Origin of the sequence: Akkermansia sp. N21169 (genome assembly GCF_029854675.1) — a bacterium.
Lineage (GTDB): Bacteria > Verrucomicrobiota > Verrucomicrobiia > Verrucomicrobiales > Akkermansiaceae > Akkermansia.
Window position 1 is genome coordinate 298,365 of sequence record NZ_JARWNC010000041.1, and the last position, 20,200, is coordinate 318,564.

A 20,200-nucleotide genomic window follows, 5' to 3' on the forward strand; every position below is an offset into this window, starting at 1 on the left:
CCCTAGCCCTCCCGCAGGATTCTCAACAGGCCCACCAATGCCGTTTGAGCTACATATTGCCGGAAAAAATCGCGGTCTCCCGGGAAATGACGCGTCTCTACCAGGGTTTCCCCGCCCCGGCGAGCCCAGGCCAGACACACGGTACCAACCGGTTTTTCCGGAGTTCCTCCACCGGGACCGGCAATACCGCTAACGGCAACCGCCAAATCGGCGTGAGACTGATGCAGAGCTCCTTCGGCCATTGCTCCGGCAACAGGTTCGCTCACGGCACCGAAGGCTTTTAACAACTGACAGGAAACCCCCAATTCTTTTTCCTTTGCCTCATTGGCATAGGTCACCCAGCCGAAATGAAACACCCCCGATGCCCCGGAAACATCGGTCAAGCGCTTCGCAATCAAACCGCCCGTACAGCTTTCCGCCGTCGCTACGGTTCTTCCCTTCGCAGCCAGTTCCCGCACCAGGACCTCCTCAAGACATGCCCCGTCATCAGATACAATATATTCTCCGGATCGCAGTTGCAAAACCTCCGAAGCAGAAGCCAACGCAGATTCCGGCCCGATCAGACGGACATCCACCTCCCCGGCACGGGCGCAATATCCCCATTCCAACCCGGGAACGGCAGCCAGTCCTCCATCCACCAGTTCATGTAAATCGCTTTCTCCGATCCCGGCCGTCTTTACATTGATCATGCGCTCATGCGCCCCCCCCGAACGGGCTTTCAGGCGAGGCAATACATATTCCTCCATCATAAAAAACAATTCACGTGGGGGACCGGGCAAAAGCACCACATCGGGCAGGGATGATTCCGGCTTGCCCGGCATCCATAATCCGGGAGCCGTTCCATGGGAATTCCAAAGGACTTCCGCCCCTTCCGGCACCATGGCCTGCCGGAGGTTGCCTGGAGCCATGTCCCGATTCCGGGAAGCAAAATAGTCCTGCAACCTCCGGACAACCTCGCCATCCTCCTTCATTCCCACGCCGAACAATGCAGCCAGAGCATCACGGGTCACATCGTCGCTCGTCGGCCCCAGCCCCCCGGTCACAAGTACCACACAAGACCGGGCAGACGCCTCGCGCAAGGCAGATAAAATGGCATCTCCATCCGGTACCACCGTCTGGCGGGAAACACGCCACCCGATCGAAAACAACTTCTGCCCCAGCCAGGCGGCATTCGTATTCACAACATTGCCCAGCAACAACTCCGTGCCGGTATTCACCAATTCTACGGTACATGTTCCCATACCGACACTATGCACGCCAGAATCGCAGGTGGCAACAGCTTCAACCGACCGAAATGGAAAAATTAAATCTTTATCCTCGCCTTGTCCTGGGCCATAATCCGAGTGAAGGAAACTTTGACCTTCACTACTTCGCCATCATGAACACCATTTCCGACAAACGCTCCACAAAAATTATCTGCACCATTGGACCAGCCACCGAATCGCGCGACATGCTCGGCCAGCTCATTGATGCGGGAGCCAACGTTTTCCGTCTCAACATGAGCCACAGCAAGCACGAGTGGGTGCGCAACCTCATCCGCGCCATCCGTCTGGAAGCGGAACGGCATCAGGCAAACATAGCTATTCTTGTCGACCTGCAAGGGCCCTCCATCCGTACGGGAGAACTGCCAGAACCCTATCACCTCAAGGAAAACGACCAGCTCGAAATCCGCCTGACTTCCGCCGCCCCCGGGATGCCCTACTCTACAACCGTCAACTACGACGGCCTTCTGGAAGATGTTCAGGAAGGCAACACTATCGTCGTCGATAACGGAGCACTCCTGATGCGAGTCGACCACATCATGCCGGACCGCATTGTCTGCACCGTTATGACGGAAGGCGTTTTCGGTTCCCGCCGCCACATCAACCTCCCCGGAGTAGCCCTTCGCCTCCCCGCCCTGACGGAGAAAGACCTCGCCGACCTGGAACTGGCTGTCGAATGCGACGTCGATTACGTAGCCATGTCTTTCGTTCGCAACGCCGCACACATCGCCGAACTCCGGGATCACATTGAACGCCTGGGAGGAAACGCCCAGATTATCGCTAAAATCGAAGACCAGCAGGCCATCCGCCACATTGACGACATCATCAGTGCCAGCGACGTCATCATGGTAGCCCGCGGGGACCTCGGCATCGAAGTCAATATCCAGGAACTGCCCGTCATCCAGCGAGACATCGTCCGGCAATGCCACAGGCTCGGCAAACGCAGCATCATCGCCACGCACATGCTGGAATCCATGATCACACAGCCGACCCCGACACGAGCCGAAGTCACGGACGTTTCCAATGCCATCTTCGAACAGGCCGATGCCGTCATGCTCTCCGGAGAAACTTCCGTCGGTCTCTATCCCGTCCGCTGCGTCCAAATGCTCGACTCCATCGCCCGCCGCATGGAGCGGGAGGAAGATAGCCACTTCTCCTCGGAAGCCATCCTGAAAAACGACCGTCAGAAGACGCTACGCGCCGCTATCGACCTGGCCGACTCTATCGACGAAGCCAACCTCGTCATCTTCACCCGCCGAGGAATCATGGCCATCGACGCCGCCGTGCTCAGGCCAGAGAAAGCCTCGATCTTCGCCTTCTGCAACGACCCCATCGTCGTCCGGCGCCTAGCCCTGGCCCGCGACGTCACTGCCTTCCCTCTCGTTTTCTTCAAAGATCCATCCCTCATGGTCCACCAAGCCATCGACATTCTGAAAAAAGAAGGTTACGTGCAGGACGGTCAGCCGCTGGTCATCGTCGGAGATTCCCTGCAGGGTGAACTCATCGTCGATTCCATCATCTACATGCGCGTCGGGCAATAATCCCGGTAAAACGCACCACCAACGGTAATTCAAAAAAAGCTTGTTCCGCACGGTTGACGGAACAAGCTTTTGATTGGTCGGGATCGGTAAAACGAATGATTACTTCCCTGCGGCGGGTTCTTGTTCCAATTTACTGAGGGATTCCCCCTTCTTCATATCTACCATATCGGCTACGATATTCAGGCTTTCGCGAAGTTCGGGATCCAGACCGGAGGGATACTTCGGAGAATCGTCCAGCTGATCCGTCGGGTTTTCCGCCATCTTCATGAACTGTTCGTTGTCCTTCTCCGGATCGGCCTGCGGCAGTTTGCCCGCATTGACATCATCCAAAGTCAAACGGTAGATCTTATAACGCGAGGCATCATTTTTCGCCATTTCGGCAAACCGCGTTTTACGTTCCTCATTGATGGACTTCCGGCGAGCCAGAAGTTCGCTGCTTTCCTTCTCTCTTTCTTCCTTATTGATAGAAAGTTTATTTTCTGCGAGACGCTTCTTCACCATCTCGATCTCTTCCTTCATGATCTGAAGGTCACGGTCACGGGACACGCGGATTTCGCTCCTTTCCCGGAGTTTCGGGAGGACGGAGTCTATCCATTTGTCCTTGACGTAATCCTTGGATTTGGCGATCTGATCATACGGCATGGCGTAGTCCTGTTTGTCCTCGCCCACTTCAAAAGCGGCTGTCGCACTGGGCAGTACAATATCGCTGACGACTCCCTTAAGCTGGGTCGATCCGCCCGCTACACGGTAGAATTTCTGCGTCGTCAGTTTCAAAATCCCGGCACGGCTACGGTCGGAAAAGTACGGCAGGAAACGCCCCAATTCGATCGGCTGCTGGACAGTACCCTTCCCGAAGGTGGATGTGTCGCCGACAATGACGGCACGCCCGTAATCCTGCAGGGCCGCCGCCAGAATTTCCGAGGCGGATGCCGAGAGTTTGTTGGTCAGAACAACGATTTCACCCTTGAAAAGGGGATTCTTGTTCCACACGTCCTTGGTTGCCTCTTCACCGCGGGAATCCTTGATTTTCACCACCGGGCCACTGCCCGTAAAGAAACCGGTCATCAGGCGGACTTCTTCCAACGAACCGCCGCCATTGTTACGCAAGTCGATCACCAGCCCTTCGACCCCTTCTTTCACCATGCGCTGGAGAATCTTCTTCACATCCGTAGCACAACGACGGTCACCTCCGTCCATGTCGGCGTAAAACGACGGGAGCGTCAACACCCCCATCTTGATGATCTTGCCGTCGTCCTGCTTCATTTCCAGGATTTCGCCCTTGGCCAGTTCGTCACGGAGCTCGACCTTGGAACGCTTCAACGTCACGATCTTGGCCTGGCCGGGATTGCTGGCAGGCTCCACCTTCATGCGAATCGTAGACCCTTCCTTGCCCCGGATCATGTCAACAACCTTGTCCAGACGCATAAAGAGTATATCCGTCATCTCTCCCGTGTTGTTGCTGTCGACGGCCACAATACGGTCATTCAGTTTGAGTTCCCCGCTCTTGTCCGCAGGCCCCCCGACGACGATACCATTGATTTTGACGGCACCGTCGTCCTCCTGACCGAGGAGGGCGCCGATTCCCGTCAGAGATCCACCCATCGAAGACTTGAAGCGATCTGTTTCACGGGCGCTCATGTACTCCGTATGAGGATCATAGACCAAGGCTACGGCACTAAGCAAAGCATTGGCCACATCTTCCTCATCGGAAGATTCCTTGAGGTTTCTCAGGATACGGTCATAGCGGAGGGAAAGCTTTTCCTTGGGGGATTTCTCAGAAGCCGCCGGGTCGGGCTTGTTCTGTTCCTTGGCGAGGCGGGCGATCGTTTCACGCCGCATGATTTCGGAGAGGAGTTGCTCCTCCACCATGTCGCGCCACACTTTATTCATCTCTTCTTCGTCCTTGGGCCATTCTACCTTGCGGCGTGAACGGGCAACGTATTCCTTGCGGTCAAACTTGAAGTCATCTTTTTTCAAAAGTTCTTCGGCGTACTTGATACGCTGCTCTACCCGCTGACAATACAACGTATACAACGGCAAGGCCGCCTTCATCACTTCACCGGAAAGCAAATAATCATCCAGCTCCTTGCCGTACCGGGAACGCAGGGAATCCACATCCTCCTTCGTAAAGAAGATGCGGGAGGGATCCAGACGCTTCAGGTACATATCCAAAAAGTCATTGGAAAGCTTGTCGCTGAACTCCTTCTTGGAAAAATGGAGGCTCTGTAAAAGAATGGACATTCGTTTACCGACATCATTAAAATCCGTTGCCCCCTGAGCGCAGGACGACACCATGAGGCCGACGAGAACCACCCCAGCCACCTTGCGAACCCAATTCTTGAGCTGTATCTTCATTGTGGGAAAAACCATGCTTGTATCTTGTTGCTGCCGACGCCACGCGCGGCTATCATAACGTTTACAAGGCAGGTTTATGTATTTACGGTCCTTTGTCTATTCTTTTTCGAGTTCATGTCCTGTCATTAAACCCGTCATGCGGAAGGGAGGAAAAACTCCGGGCCGCGACAAGACACTTCACACTCTAAGAATATCACGATCCTTTTGACAGAGAATCATCAACAGAAGGCAGGGGTTCCAGGCGAGACGGAGCAACTCCCTTCTTCAAATCCACCATATCCACCAGAATGTTCATCCCCTCCCGCAGCACGGGATCAAGACCGGAAGGATAGCCTTCCGGACTGATTAATTCTTTGTGGAATCTTTCCCTCATCTCCATTCGTTGTACTCCGGATTGTTTTTCCGTAAGCAGAGGGAGCTGTCTGGCATCGACATCCTTTAAGGACAACCGGTACATGCGGTAACGTTCCGACTCTTTCTTTTTCATCGCCTTATAGCGAGCAGCCCTTTCTTCTTCAATGGATTTGATCCGCGTCATTTCCTCCTTCATCTCCCGCATCCGTTCTTCAAGATTCAACGAAAGAACATTGTCCTTTTTTTCTTGTTGCATGCGTTCCGCCTCTGCGGCAATGAGCCGGAAATCCATATCCCCGGCAGAACGTCTGCTACTCCGTTCGCGAAGGCGGGGGAGAATGCTCCCGAGCCATTTGTCCTTCACATAATCGCCGCAAGGGGGAACCTCATCGTACGGCAAGGCATAGTCCATGCCGTCCTCGCTCATCCCGTAATACGTCGTCAGACCGGGCAATACAATGTCGCTTTCCACTCCTTTCAACTGGGTCGAACCTCCGGAAACACGATAGAATTTGGATATCGTCACCTTCAAACACCCGGCCCGAGAACGATCCGAATAGGCCGACATCAGGTGCCCCAGCATAATCACTCCCTGGACGGAACCCTTGCCGAATGTTGCCTTTTCACCCACAATCAGGGCCCGCCCATAATCCTGCAAGGCAGCGGCCATCAGCTCAGAGGCAGAGGCAGACCATTTGTCGGTCAACACGACAAGAGGGCCTTTGAACAACGGTTCTTTCCTGTCGGAAATGCGCTGTTCCACCTTTCCATCCCCATCACGTACCTGGACAACAGGCCCGGCTCCGGTCAGCAATCCGATCATATGCACCACTTCGTCCAGTGAACCTCCTCCATTGTGCCGGAGATCAATCACTGCGCCATCCACTTTTTCCCGAACCATTCTAGCTAGAATTTTTTCGACATCGGTTCCGGACCGATGCCCCTTCTCTCCGGGAGAAACACTGTAAAATCCCGGAAGAGTCAAAATCCCCAGTTTGACATTCTTCCTTCCCGGAGTGCGGAGAACATCGACAACCCGGCCTCGGGCAAACTCGTCCTCCAGTTCCAGCAAGACACACTCCAGTATCACGATCCGGGACTCTTGAGGATTGTCTGCTGGCTCCAGTTTCAAACGAATGACCGTACCCTCGGCACCGCTCAGGAGATCAATCACCTTGGATTGATTCATGTACCGGATATCCACCAGCTTGCCCGTGTTGCCGGAATCCACGGCAATCAAACGATCTCCCCGGTGAATTTTCCCGCAGGTATCCGCCGGAGTACCGGGCAGAACTTCCGCCACCCGGAACACGCCGTCGTCATCCATCCGTACCCCCAGGCCGATACTCGTACACTCTCCGCTCGCCGAAGACATGAAAAAGCCCTGCTGCTTCACCCCCATATACGAAGTATGCGGGTCGTACACCATGGCAACGGCATTCAGCAAAGCCTCGGCAACATCTTCAGCAGCGGTCAATTCCTTCAGATCGCGAATCTTCCGTTCGTAACGAAGGGAAATATTCTTCCGGGCGTTTCGCAGGGCCTCTTCAGAGGGAGCTACATACTCCTTGCCGTCGATTTTCCCCTGTTGCAGGACTTCCTGCAGCAGTTCCATCTCGATCCTGTCCCTCCAGACCTTCTTCATTTCCTCATCGTTGCGGGGCCACTCCATATACCTCCGGGAACGCGGCACGCCCTCCTGACGGTCGAACTTGAATTCTTCCTTAGCCAGCAATTCTCGCGCGTACTCCGTTCTCTGAGCGACGCGAGCCATGTACTGCATGAATAGGGGGCGGGCCACCTGCATGGCCTCTCCATCACGGATATAATCATCCAGATCCGTAGCGAATTTAGCACGCAGCCTGTTCACGTCCTGGAGCGTAAAGTAGATTTTGGACGGATCCAGGCTCTTCAGGTACATCTCCAGAGCCCGTTCCGAGGCATCATCGTCAAAGGCGCGGCGGGAAATGTGTTCCTTCTTCAAAATCCGGAACATCAGCTTTCCCGCCTCATCGTAGTTCACGGCACCCTGCCCCAACGGCAGCAATACGACCAGTACGATCAGAACAAACCAAACCGGACGGGAAAAAAACAATGAGACAGCCTTTTTCATCTTCCTCGGCAAAGTTCCTTTCCTATTAGGAGTTACTGGAGGCAAGAGGGGCGCCTTTCTTCAGATTCACCATATCCGCCACGATATTCAGACTTTCCCGAAGTTCGGGGTCCAGACCGGAAGGATATTCGGGAGAATCGTCCAGTTCATCATCCGGATTCTCCACAATCTTAATGAACTGTTCGTTGTCTTTCTCCGGATCGGCCTGCGGCAGTTTGTCCGCATTGACATCATCCAGCGTCAAACGGTAAATCTTGTAGCGTTCGGCATCATTCTTCGCCATTTCGGCAAATCGCACCCTGCGTTCCTCATTGATGGCTTTGCGCCGTTCCAAGAGCTTGCGATTTTCCCTTTCGCGTTCCTCCTTGTTAAGAGAGAGTTTGTTTTCATCCTGCCGCTTCTTCATCTCCAAGGCGTCCTCCTCCATGATACGGAAGTCGCGGTCACGGGACACGCGTTTCCCGCTTCTCTCCCGGAGCGTCGGCAGCACCGTGCCGATCCATCTGTCCTTCCGGTATTTCTCGCATCCGGGTATCTGGTCGTAAGGCATCACATAATCGAACGATTCTTCCCCAAGCTCATAGGAGGCCAGCGCACTAGGAAGTACCACATCGCTTTCTACGCCTTTCTTCTGAGTTGATCCGCCAGCCACCCGGTAAAATTTCTGGACGGTCAGCTTGAGCGTCCCTGCCCGCGAACTATCGGAGAAATAGGGAAGGAAACGATTCAGCTCAATGGGGCTCTGGACGGTACCCTTTCCAAAAGTCGACTTATCGCCGACGATCACCGCACGACCGTAATCCTGAAGAGCCGCTGCCAGAATTTCCGAGGCGGATGCCGACAATTTGTTGGTCAGCACAACCATCTGTCCCTTGAACAAAGGTTCCTTGTTCCAGACCTCCAGTACGGATACATTGCCTCTGGAATCCTTAACCTGAACCACGGGGCCGTCACCGATGAAGAAACCGGTCATCAAGCGGACTTCTTCCAACGAACCGCCGCCATTGTCGCGCAAGTCGAGGACCAGACCTTCCACCCCCTCCTTGACCATGCGTTTGAGAATCTTCTTCACATCCGCGGCACAGCTTCGAGAACCGCCATCCATGTCCACATAAAATGAGGGCAGCGTCAGAATCCCCAGTTTGGCGATCCTGCCGTCATCCTGCTTCATCTCCATAATCTCCCCTCGGCACAGCTCCGCCTTGGTCTCTACCTTGGCGCGCGTCAGCACAACCTCTTTGATATGTCCGGGGGTAGACGCCGGTTCCACCTTGAGGCGAACGCGCGTACCTTCCTTTCCGCGGACCAACTCCACAACCTTGTCCGCACGCATATAAAGAACATCCGTCATCACATGCGAATCGTTCGGCGACACGCCGAGAATGCGATCATTCAATTTCAACTCGCCGCTTTTGTCCGCAGGGCCGCCGACAACAATACCGCTGATCTTGACGGAGCCATCGTCCTCAGCTCCCAAAAGGGCACCGATACCGCTGATACTCATATCCATGGAACTCCTGAATTCATCCGTTTCCCGGGCATCCATATACTCCGTATGCGGGTCATAAGCCAAAGCCACAGCCGATAACAACGCGCTGGCCACATCCTCCTCGTCCGAGGATTCCTTAACATTCCTCAGAAGGCGTTCGTAGCGCAGGGAGAGCTTCTCCTTGGGGGATTTTTCGGAAGCCGCCGGATCGGGCTTGTTCTGCTCCCTGGCGAGGCGGGCCATTGTCTCGCGCCGCAAAATTTCAGACAAAAGCTGCTCCTCCACCATATCGCGCCACACTTTGTTCATCTCCTCTTCATCCTTGGGCCAGTTTACCTTGCGACGGGACAGAGGCACATATTCCTTGCGGTCGAACTGGAAGTTCTCCTTCTCCAGCAACTCCCGGGCATATCCGACTCTCTGCTCCACTCTCCGGCAATACAAAGTGTACATGGGAACAGCCGCATTCATCAGCTTGCCGGTAAACATGTAATAACCCAGATTGGTACCGTAGTTAGACTTGAGCGTATCCACATCCTGCTGCGTAAAAAAAATCCGGGACGGATCCAAACGCTTCAAATACATGTCCAGGCAATCCCCGGAAACCTTATCGTTCAGCTCCTTCCGGGAAAAATGCATATTCTGCAAAAGAATTGCCGTCATTTTGCCGACATCATCAAAGTTCGTCGCTCCCTGTACGCAGGAGACAAGCATCATGGAGGCAAATGCCCAGCAGACCATGTTGCGGAACCATTTGGGAGACTCAATATGCATAAAAAAATCTATTAATAAGATGAAAAGGCCGCACCATCCTGAACCTGGCCGATACAGTAAGATTTACGTATTTAAGCGACCATGTCTATCCCTTTTCAAGTCCATGTTTCGAGAACGCACCGGATAGTACGAGATTTGCGCTCGCCAATCCGGCAGAATCGCCTATCATTTTTCCCATGAATCGGATTCGTGTTTATACGGGTGGCGCTGTGGCTGGCAACGGGTACCTCTTCAAAACCGGAGAAAATACCTACATCGCCATCGATGCACCCGAAGGCTTTGCTGACTGGATCAAATCCAAAAACCCAAAAGCCGTGATCACAGATCTCCTCATTACGCACCAGCACTTCGACCACGTGCAGGATGCCGCCCGCATGAAAGAAGTGTTCGGATGCGCCATTCACGCGGGTGCCGCGTATTCCGATCAACTCTCCCTCGTCGACATGGCCGCCAAAGAGTGGAACATGGACATCGAAGTTCCTCCCTACGACGTGGACGACCTCATCGACGACAACAAAAAAGCAGCCACCTGGGGAGGCCTCATCTGGCACCTCTACCACGTCCCCGGACACTCTCCCGACAGCATCGTCTACCAGTTGCCGGACGAAGACATCCTCTTCTCCGGAGACACCATCTTTGCCGGTTCCATCGGCAGAACCGACCTCCCCGGAGGCAACACCAAACTCCTGCTCAAAGGATTGGAAAACACGATCCTCAGCCAGCCCCTTTCCACAACCATTTTTCCGGGCCACGGCCCTTACACGACCGTCCGCAACGAAAAACAGACCAATCCCTATCTTTACTGATCCACCCTCGCGGCGCGGCTCCACTCCCTCTCGTACCCTATCATTATCAGACACATGTTATTCTCAGAACTTGGACTTTCAGAATCCGTCCTCAAAGCCGTCGAAGCCTGCGGCTACGACCACCCCACCCCCATCCAGGAACAAGCCATTCCCAAAATCCTGGAAGGATGCGACATCATCGGCGCGTCCCAGACCGGTACCGGAAAAACCGCCGCATTCGCCCTCCCCCTTCTCAGCAAGCTGGAACCGACGGGCAAACCACAAATCCTCGTTCTGGAACCCACCCGCGAACTCGCCGACCAAGTGGCGGAATCCTTCCGCGAATACGCCCAGTTCACCGGGTTCAAGGTAGCTCTCCTCTACGGAGGCGTCGGCTATGGACAACAAACCGAAGACCTGAAAAACGGAGCCGACATCGTCGTCGCCACCCCCGGACGCCTCATCGACCATTTCTACCGCGCCACCATGCGATTCGGCGGCATCAAAACCCTCGTCCTCGACGAAGTGGACCGCATGCTCGACATGGGGTTTCTGCCCACCGTCCGCAAGATCGTCAGCCTCTGCCCCTGGGAAGGCCGCCAGACGCTCTTCTTCTCCGCCACCATGCCGGAAATTATCTCCAGCTTCGCCCGCTGGTGCCTGCACGACCCCATCGAAATCACCATCGCACGCCAGGAAGTCGCCGCCACCATCAGCCACGCCTTCTACCCCGTCGCCATGGACCAGCGCGACGAACTCCTCATCAACCTCCTCAAAAAGACAGACTTCCACTCCGTCATGATCTTCACCCGAACGCGGCGCGAAGCGGACAGCGTCTGCTCCATGCTCGAACGCAACGGCTACCGCGACAACGCCGCCGTCATGCACTCCGACATCTCCCAAAAGGACCGTATGGAAGCACTCAAGGGATTCAAGAGCGGCAAATACGCCATCCTCGTCGCCACCGATGTCGCCGCCCGCGGTATCGACGTCAGCGGCGTCACCCACGTCATCAACTACCGCGTCCCGGAAAACCCCGAAGATTACGTCCACCGCATCGGCCGCACCGGCCGCGCCGAAGCTACCGGAGAAGCCTTCACCATCCTCACCGCCGACGAACTCGACTTCGCCAAAGCCGTCGAAGAATTCGTCAACCAGAAGATCGAACGCAAAAAGCTTGAAGGCTTCGACTACGCCTACAGTGCCATCCTCGACGACCAGCCCATCCGCCCCGTCCGGAAACCGAAGCCCCCCATGCCCAAGCGCGGACGAAGAAGGTAACCCCTCTCCACGGTACGCGCCGCACAAACCTCCCCCTTTTATGCGAGTCCTCGCCATCGACCCGGCCATTCGCAATACCGGTTACGCCGTTATTGAAGGGGATCATGTCCGGGACGCTCACGCCGTCGACTACGGCACCATTTCACTGCCCTCCAAACTGGCCCAGTCCGCCTGCCTCCTCGCGATCAAAGACCACATCTCCGCCCTCATTCAAAAGTGGGAGCCGGAAGAAGTTGCCGTCGAGCGCATCATCTTCGTCCAATCCCACCAGACGGCCATCATCATGGGCTCCGCCCGGGCGGCCGTCATCCTGGCCGCCGCTGAAAACGGTCTCAAAGTCGTCGAATACTCGCCTACCAGCGTCAAACTTGCCGCCGTCGGCAAAGGCACCGCCCGCAAAGAACAAGTAGCCTTCATGATGCGGGCTCTTCTCCAACTCCGGGAAACACCCCAGTCCGATGCAGCGGATGCCCTCGCCATCGCCTTCGCACACCTCACCGCCAGCGACCCCGCCAAAGCCCTCGTCATCGAGCGCAAATACATCTGATGCCCGTCAATACGGGAACCCGGATTGAGTTCTCCGGCATCCGCACCTTGAGGAATTGAACAGGAATTGTGGACTACGGCTTCTCGTCCGCAATTGGTATCGCCGATTGTTTTGCCTTGATGTGGTCAAGCAGCATGCGGTGGATTTCCTCCATAGTCTTCAGCTTGTCCGGCTTGTTATTCGCTTTCGCCTCAGCCAATTTCTTCTCGCAATAGAGGAGCGCATTATTCCCGGATTTGTCCTTCAATAATGGATCCGCTCCATGATCCGGAAAGAATCGGACATATAAAATCGCTCTGTACCAGTCGGAGGTACATCCAAATAACATCGCGAATCACATCAAGAAGTGCATGGAAATTTTCCAAATTTCATCAGAATTCGCTTATCATAAAAACTAAAGATAATATTTTCCAATCTGGTCGACGGGTACCACATATTTACCAAAAATGGATCAACTGAAAGAATGAAATACCCCTAACCGTACAAAGAGTATACGGGTATATCCTCATCTACGGGCATTAATCCCTTGATACTCTCGAACAACCACTAAAACCATGAACAACAACAGACGCAGCTTTATCAAAAAAGCAGCTATTGGTGCCGCTGCATTCACTATTTTACCAAGACACGTTTTGGGTGCTATGGGGGGAGATAAATACATCGGCCCCAACGATCAGCTAACGCGTGCTATCATTGGAGTAGGCGGTATCGGTACAGGACCGCTTCACATGACGAGCGACCAAACCTGTCGGCTGGTAGGCGTTTGCGATGTCGATTCCAATCACTTGAAAAACGGAGTCAATATGGCCAAACAGAAGTTCAATCAACAGGTCAAAGCATACCACGACTTCCGGGAATTGATCCACGACCCCAATGTTGACATCGTTCATATCGCAACCCCACCGCACTGGCACGGCATTATGGCCGTCGAAGCAGCCCGTGCAGGCAAGGATATTTTCTGTGAAAAGCCGATGACTCGTACCATTGGAGAAGGCAAACGCATCTTACAGGCAGTCAAGGGACATGGTCGTATTTTCCGCATCAATACGTGGTTCCGATTCAAAGATACATTCTACGGACTTGGAACCGAAACGCGACCTTTGAAGAAGCTCGTCGACAGCGGTTTGCTGGGCTGGCCACTTACCGTGAGAATCTCCGGCGCCACGGGATTTGCATGGAAATTCTTCTGGACGGGACGGGACAAACTGACCCCGGAACCCGTCCCGGCTAACCTGGATTACGACATGTGGCTTGGGCCGGCTCCGTACAAGCCCTACAATGCCCACAGAACGCACCAGACCTTCCGCGGGTATTGGGATTACGATGGCGGTGGCTTGGGCGACATGGGCCAGCATTATATCGACCCCGTTCAATACATCCTGGGGAAAGACGATACCTTCCCCATCAAGGTGGAAGTCGATGCCCCTCAACAGCACCCGGACGCCATCGGCATCTGGAGAAAAATCGTCTTCACCTACGAAGACGGCTGCAAGATTATTCTGGAAGGTGAAGGCTTCGAAAGCCCGGGTAAAGTTCCCTATATCGAAGGGCCGAACGGCAAAGTTTATAAGGGATTCGAATGCACCATCCCAAATGTCATGGAAAAAATTGCTGCGATGCCCGATCCGGAAATCCGCAACACGGACTTCCTGGAATGCGTGAGAACGCGTCAACAATTCGCCCTCGACGAAGATAAGTCTTACCACAGTTGTACCATCGTCAATATGGGAGTCTGTGCCTTGAGATTGAATCGCACGCTGCATTTTGATCCGAAGACCCAGCTCTTCATTAACGATGATGCGGCAAACCGGCTCATCGACCAACCCATGCGCGGCTCGTGGGGCAGATACATGTAATACAAACACAACAACCATAATCCCAGAATATCCAATGAAAGGTTTATACCTTATGTCGTTATTGGCTGTATCTCCCCTGTTCGCTCAGTCTACAGGTAGCCAGCAACGCACAATTGAAACGGTCGTCATGGACGTATTGGCTCAGCTCCCCGCTGATTCTCAAGCCAAACAGCAACAGCGTATGCAGGACTTCCTGAAGGAACCACAGCAGATCGTGGAAATCCTCGGCAGCATGCTGACCGACCCAGCCAAAGGACAGAACGCCAAGGTCGAATACGCCATCAGCGGTCTGGTCTCTCACGTGACTGCCGCTGGTCAGGATCAGGCGCTCGCCAGCGTCCGAGCCGGCCTGCGAAACGCCATTCAGAAATGCCCCTTCAACGATGGCAAGGCATTCTTAATGTACCAGTTGCAATGGTGCAGCGGCCCGGAAGATTCCGACGCCCTCACTGCTTATCTTCAGGACAAAGAACTTGCCTCGCCAGCGATAAATGCCCTCATCCAGACACCGGGGACAGATAACTTGATTATCAAGATGCTGAACGAGCAGAAGTTCGATCGTAATCTCCTTGCCTATGCCGTTAAGGAAAAGGCTCTCGCCGAAGCCGAAACAAGTTTGCTGGCCTGGTTGAAGGACGAAGCGGATGCCTCGACAAAAGCAATGATCTGCTCGGCTTTGGCCTCCTGCGGCAGCAAAGCATCTCTGGACGCCTTGGCACCCATCTCGATGGTGGATTACCTGAACTTGCTCCAGAAACTATCGAAAGCAGCACCGTCGGATGATATCAAACAGCGTGCCCGCGCCCTGCTCACAGACCAGCCGACCCAGGTTCGCACGGCAGCCATGCAAGCAGTCATCAACATGGAAGCCGACATCCAGCCGATTCTTCAGGAAACGCTCAAGGATCCCGATTCGGAATACAGAAATGCCGTTCTCAAAATGTTGTCGCCACGCATGACAGCAGAGATTACAACATGTCTCCCGGCTCTTTATCCTGCGTTGACGGATGCAGCTAAAATTGACCTCGTCAACTGGCTGGGCAACACCCATGCCGAAGACCGCATGGACATCATGGAGACAGCCGTTCAGAAAGGAAAACCTGCCCTGAGCCAATCAGCCTTGATTGCCGCCAGTAAACTGAAGACCGAACGCGCCGCTCAACTCCTCGTCTCGCAGCTTTCTGGCCCCAACCGCCAAGTGGCTGCCCAGGCTATTCTGGCCAGCAAGACCAACCTGGTCGACAAATTGGCGGCCTTGCTGGATGCTCCCGACAAGGAAGTGAAGCAACAGGTCTTGTCGATTGTATCTCAGCGACGCATGAAGCAGGTCGCCGACAAAGTCTTCAACTTGCTGGATTCCCCGGATGCCCAGTTGCGCCAAGCTGCCTACAATGCACTCAACGGCGTCGTGTCGGAAACCGATCTGAACCGTCTCATTGAGATGCTCAAGAAGCCTGATGGAACCGACCTCCCCAAGTTGCAGGAAGCCATCAAGATGGCCATGTTGGCCATGAGCCCGGACAAGAAGTTGCAGACCATTTCGGACTGGATGGCGAACGCGCCCCGCCCAGAGATCTATTATTCGTTGCTGGCCTCTGCGGGTACGGATGCGGCAGCCACACGCCTGATTGAGGAATACAACAGTGGCAAATCAGCCGACAAGGCTTTGGCTGAACTACTGAAGATGTCCAATCCTCCGGTCTTGAAGTTCCTGTGGACCCTGATTGCTCAGGATAAGGCTACGGAACCCGTGATTGCCCGTTTCATTGCTTTATCCCAAAGCAGTAAGGGCAATCTCAAAGAACGTTGCGGCCAGTATGGAAAACTCCTTCAATCCAATATCTCTACAGCTATCAAGAAGAGCCTTGTCTCCGCGCTGTCCACAGTACCTACGGGCGATGCCTTCACATTGGCTGCCAAGTATTTAGATGATCCGGATTCCGCGTACGAAGCCGCCAATACCGTCAAATCCATTGCCTCCAACAAATCGGTTCCCATCGACAATAAAGAACTGCTCCCGGCGCTCAACAAAGCCATAGCAATTCTCAAGGAGACGGGCAATGCTGATGACGGCTACGCTGTGGACGCCATCAAGAAGTTGCTCACCGAATTGAAACCCGTAGAGCCTTTTGTCCTTTCCGATGACGAGAAGAAGCAGGGATTCGAACTTTTGTTCGACGGGACGGATCTTTCCAAGTGGCAGGATAATGCCACGGGATACAAAGTTGCCAACGGAGCCATCCACGTCGTCGAGGATTACGGTCACAACCTGTACACCAGGAAGGAATACCAGGACTTCGTCATGCGCTTCAGCTTCTGCTTTGCCCGCCCAGGCGTCAACAACGGCATCGGAGTCAGAACTCCTGTAGGTGTCGATGCAGCATACGACGGCATGTGCGAATTGCAGATCATCGACAATGACGCCCCTGAGTATGCCCACCTCGCCGATTACCAGTACCATGGCTCGGTGTATGGCATCATACCGGCTCGCCGCATCAAACTCAAACCCATCGGACAGTGGAATGAAGAAGAAATCAAGGTCGTGGGCGATCACATTACGGTCACAGTCAATGGCGAAGTCATCCTGGATGCCAATGTGCGGGAAGCCTGCCAGGGCCACAATGTGTCGCCGAAAGCAGGTGAAAAGAATCCCTACACAATGGACAAGCGGGATCACCCGGGCATGTTCAATAAGAAGGGATTTATTTCGTATTGCGGTCACGGGGCCGGATTCATGCTCAAAAATATCCGCGTCCTGGATTTAAGTGCTCAAGCTGCTCAAAAGTAACATTCATAGATATACAAATGTCTGACAAGCCTGTTCGCGTGGCTGCCATCGGATATGGCAACCGGTCACGCAAATATCTGCAATACGTCGAAGAGTACCCCGACCAGGTTCAACTTGCAGCCGTAGTGGATTCCAATCCCCTGCGGCTGCACGAAGCCCAAAAGAAATTCGGATTGGATGACCAATACTGCTTCTCCAGCATCGATGATTTCTTCGCTCAGCCTCTGCCCATCGACGGCGTTGTTATTGGCACGCCCGACCACCTCCACTACGGGCCCTGCATGGCAGCGCTGGATATGGGGTACCGCGTTCTATTAGAAAAACCTGTTTCCCAAACGCTCGAAGAATGCGAACAAATCCTGCTTCGCTCGGAAGAGCGGCAGATCCCGGTAACAGTCTGTTACGTCCTTCGCTACCACCCTTATTTCAAGAAGCTCAAGTCCATACTGGCCCGGGGAGACCTGGGGCGCCTCATCTCCATCAATCACACGGTCAATGTCGGCATCGACAGGACGACGCATTCGTATGTACGCGGGCTGTGGAATAATTCAAATACCTCCACCCCCATCATGTTGGCGAAGTGTTGCCACGACATCGACCTGATCAACTGGTACTCAGGCAGCCGACCCAAGCGCGTCTTTTCCTCTGGTTCTCTCACGTGGTTTCACGGAAAAAACGCGCCGAAGGATAGTGCCCGGAGATGCTGCGACTGCCCGTGTGAGGAATCGTGCCCGTTTTCGGCCATTGACCTCTACCTGCGGCGTGGCGAATGGACGAAGAACTTTACAGTGCCGAATGGCATGACGCTCCATGATGTCCTTTGGGAAGAAATGCGGCACGGCCCTTACGGCAGGTGCGTGTACCACTGTGACAACAATGTAGCCGACCACCAGATCCTCTCAATGGAGATGGAAAACGGCGTCCTCGTGAACCTGACCATGAATTGCTTCACCCTCAATGACGGACGCCTGATCGAACTAAAATGCGCCTTCGGCGAAATCGTCGCTAACGAGCATTCCATCATCGTCACGAACTTCAAAACGCAGAAGAGCGAAGTCCACGATTTTGACTCGACCAACCAGCCGTCGCTTCACGTGACTGCCGACATCGGCACCATGAAAGAATTCATCGCCTCGTTCAACCACACCTGTGATGAAGACATCCCTTCGTTGCAATCGGCAATCGACAGCCACAAGACCTGCTTCGCCACCGAAGAAAGTCGTCTGACCGGGCGCGCCATCGAACTCTAAGTTTTCAACCCACACCATCAAACACCATACCAACGCTAAGATCATGAACAAAACCACTTGGATCGCATTGACCTGCGGAGTCCTGTCCCTAGCAGGCAATGCATGGGCAGACACCGTTCACAATACCCTGACACCCCAAGAAAAAGCCGACGGCTGGGTTCTCCTCTTCGATGGGGAAACCCTCAAGGGCTGGAAAGACTATAACGACAGCAAATTGACAGTACCGTGGCACGTCGTCGATGGCTGCATCCAGACCAAGGGAACTGGTAGCGACGCCACCGGATACATCGTCACTGACAAAGAATACGAAAACTTCGAACTCTCCTGGGATTGGAAACTCTCCAAAGGAGGAAACAGCGGCATGCTCTACCACGTCGTCGAAAACCCGCTTTTCAAGGTTCCTTACGTAACCGGGCCTGAATACCAATTGATCGACGAACCCAACTTCCCGGAACCCCTCGAAGAATGGCAGAAAACCGGTGTCGACTACGCCATGCACCTGCCGGATCGCTCGAAAATGAAGATCAACCCGTACGGCGAATGGAATAACGCCAGAATCGTGTTCGACAACGGCCATGTCGAACATTGGCTGAATGGTCAAAAAATCCTTCAATTCGAAGCATGGACCGATGATTGGTTCGCTAAAAAGAACAGCGGCAAATGGCAGAACGCCCCAGAGTACGGCTTGGCGCGTAAAGGTGTCATCTGCTTGCAGGACCATGGCTACCCCGCATCGTTCCGCAACATCAAAATTAAAGAACTCCCCAGAAAGCCCGGCAAAGAAGTTGCACTCTTCAATGGCAAGAATCTCGACGGCTGGCAAGCCTACGGCACGGAAAAGTGGTATGTCGATAACGGAGAACTGGTCTGTGAAAGCGGCCAAGACAAACAATACGGTTACCTGGCTACCCGGGAGTACTACGACGACTTCGATCTGAGTCTGGACTTCAAGCAGGAAACTGATGGCAACTCCGGCGTCTTCATTCGCTCCTTCATCGAAAGCGGAGTCAAGATCAACGGATGGCAGGTCGAAATCGCCCCACCAGGAAAAGATTCTGGCGGAATCTACGAATCCTACGGACGCGGTTGGCTGATTCAAATCCCCGAGGAAAAAGAAAACATCCTCAAATATGGACAATGGAACACCATGCGAATCAAAGCACAAGGGAACAATATCCAAACCTGGCTCAACGGCCAGCCCATGGTGAACTTCAATGACGATAAAATCGGTCGCGGCAAAGGACGCATCGCCCTCCAAATCCACTCCGGAGACAATGTCAAAGTCCGCTGGAAAAATATCAAAATCACCCGCCTGTAATCCCCCTTGCTCCATGCCGTCCAACAACCATCATTAACACCAAAACGCAAACGGCACCATACCTCATCCAAGGCAGTAACACGGGCTCGAGTCTAGCAAACTCGAGCCTTTTTCGTCCGCCCGTACATCGTGAATTGAACAAAAACGGTTCTCTTTGTATGCTAACGGATAGCTGCAGATTCTGAAAAACTCCTCATTCCAGAAGCCCACAACAACATCTTCAGCCGTCAGCATTGACCAATCATCAGGAGCATGAATATGTACTCCTCTCTTTACCATATCCAAATAAAAAGCCTCCTTCTGAAAACCACCATTCGTCGGGATCAGATGAACTTCTACCCCCATGTGCAATCAGACAAGAATCTGGTGATACTATTCCGTTCCAGCTCCGCCGTAAGGGCCAAAAATCCATTGATATAAAGTCGCTTATTAGACATATCCACGCATAAATAAGTTCTCTACCCCATCAAAGAAGCATCGTTATTCC

The 20,200-nt window shown here is 53.8% G+C and carries 12 protein-coding genes; 8 read left to right on the plus strand and 4 right to left on the minus strand.

The features are described 5' to 3' along the window. Positions 1–2: 2 nt before the first annotated feature. The gene (locus QET40_RS11710) at positions 3–1,241 is read right to left on the minus strand and encodes a competence/damage-inducible protein A (RefSeq protein WP_280127355.1); all 1,239 of its coding nucleotides are present in this window, start codon (positions 1,239–1,241) and stop codon (positions 3–5) included. 137 nt (positions 1,242–1,378) lie between these two features. Between QET40_RS11710 and pyk the strand changes: the two genes are divergently transcribed. Continuing rightward, positions 1,379–2,803, plus strand: a complete 1,425-nt coding sequence (pyk, locus tag QET40_RS11715; RefSeq protein ID WP_280127356.1) for a pyruvate kinase — start codon at positions 1,379–1,381, stop codon at positions 2,801–2,803. 99 nt (positions 2,804–2,902) lie between these two features. Here the strand turns inward: pyk and QET40_RS11720 are convergent, their stop codons facing one another. The 3 genes from QET40_RS11720 to QET40_RS11730 form a co-directional block, all read right to left on the minus strand. Then, on the minus strand, positions 2,903–5,173 hold the full coding sequence (locus tag QET40_RS11720; RefSeq protein ID WP_280127357.1) for a carboxy terminal-processing peptidase: 2,271 nt from the start codon (positions 5,171–5,173) through the stop codon (positions 2,903–2,905). A gap of 178 nt (positions 5,174–5,351) precedes the next feature. After that, on the minus strand, positions 5,352–7,625 hold the full coding sequence (locus tag QET40_RS11725; protein WP_280127358.1) for a carboxy terminal-processing peptidase: 2,274 nt from the start codon (positions 7,623–7,625) through the stop codon (positions 5,352–5,354). A 25-nt stretch (positions 7,626–7,650) separates the two neighbouring features. Beyond that, on the minus strand, positions 7,651–9,888 hold the full coding sequence (locus QET40_RS11730; RefSeq protein WP_280127359.1) for a carboxy terminal-processing peptidase: 2,238 nt from the start codon (positions 9,886–9,888) through the stop codon (positions 7,651–7,653). A 176-nt stretch (positions 9,889–10,064) separates the two neighbouring features. On the opposite strand from QET40_RS11730, the gene QET40_RS11735 reads away from it, so the two are divergent. The 7 genes from QET40_RS11735 to QET40_RS11765 all read left to right on the plus strand — a co-directional run bounded on the left by QET40_RS11735 (position 10,065) and on the right by QET40_RS11765 (position 19,713). Beyond that, positions 10,065–10,694: an MBL fold metallo-hydrolase gene (locus QET40_RS11735; protein ID WP_280127360.1), complete on the plus strand. Its 630-nt coding sequence runs from the start codon at positions 10,065–10,067 to the stop codon at positions 10,692–10,694. A 54-nt stretch (positions 10,695–10,748) separates the two neighbouring features. Then, the gene (locus QET40_RS11740; protein ID WP_280127361.1) at positions 10,749–11,954 is read left to right on the plus strand and encodes a DEAD/DEAH box helicase; all 1,206 of its coding nucleotides are present in this window, start codon (positions 10,749–10,751) and stop codon (positions 11,952–11,954) included. A gap of 40 nt (positions 11,955–11,994) precedes the next feature. Continuing rightward, the gene (ruvC, locus tag QET40_RS11745) at positions 11,995–12,501 is read left to right on the plus strand and encodes a crossover junction endodeoxyribonuclease RuvC (protein ID WP_280127362.1); all 507 of its coding nucleotides are present in this window, start codon (positions 11,995–11,997) and stop codon (positions 12,499–12,501) included. A 554-nt stretch (positions 12,502–13,055) separates the two neighbouring features. Continuing rightward, on the plus strand, positions 13,056–14,357 hold the full coding sequence (locus QET40_RS11750; protein ID WP_280127363.1) for a Gfo/Idh/MocA family oxidoreductase: 1,302 nt from the start codon (positions 13,056–13,058) through the stop codon (positions 14,355–14,357). A gap of 52 nt (positions 14,358–14,409) precedes the next feature. Further along, complete coding sequence (locus tag QET40_RS11755; RefSeq protein WP_280127364.1) at positions 14,410–17,145, plus strand: family 16 glycoside hydrolase; 2,736 nt, start codon at positions 14,410–14,412, stop codon at positions 17,143–17,145. Positions 17,146–17,162: 17 nt separating this feature from the next. Further along, positions 17,163–18,395, plus strand: a complete 1,233-nt coding sequence (locus QET40_RS11760; RefSeq protein WP_280127365.1) for a Gfo/Idh/MocA family oxidoreductase — start codon at positions 17,163–17,165, stop codon at positions 18,393–18,395. Positions 18,396–18,438: 43 nt separating this feature from the next. Beyond that, positions 18,439–19,713, plus strand: coding sequence for a DUF1080 domain-containing protein (locus QET40_RS11765; protein WP_280127366.1), 1,275 nt, complete (start codon positions 18,439–18,441; stop codon positions 19,711–19,713). Positions 19,714–20,200: the final 487 nt, after the last annotated feature.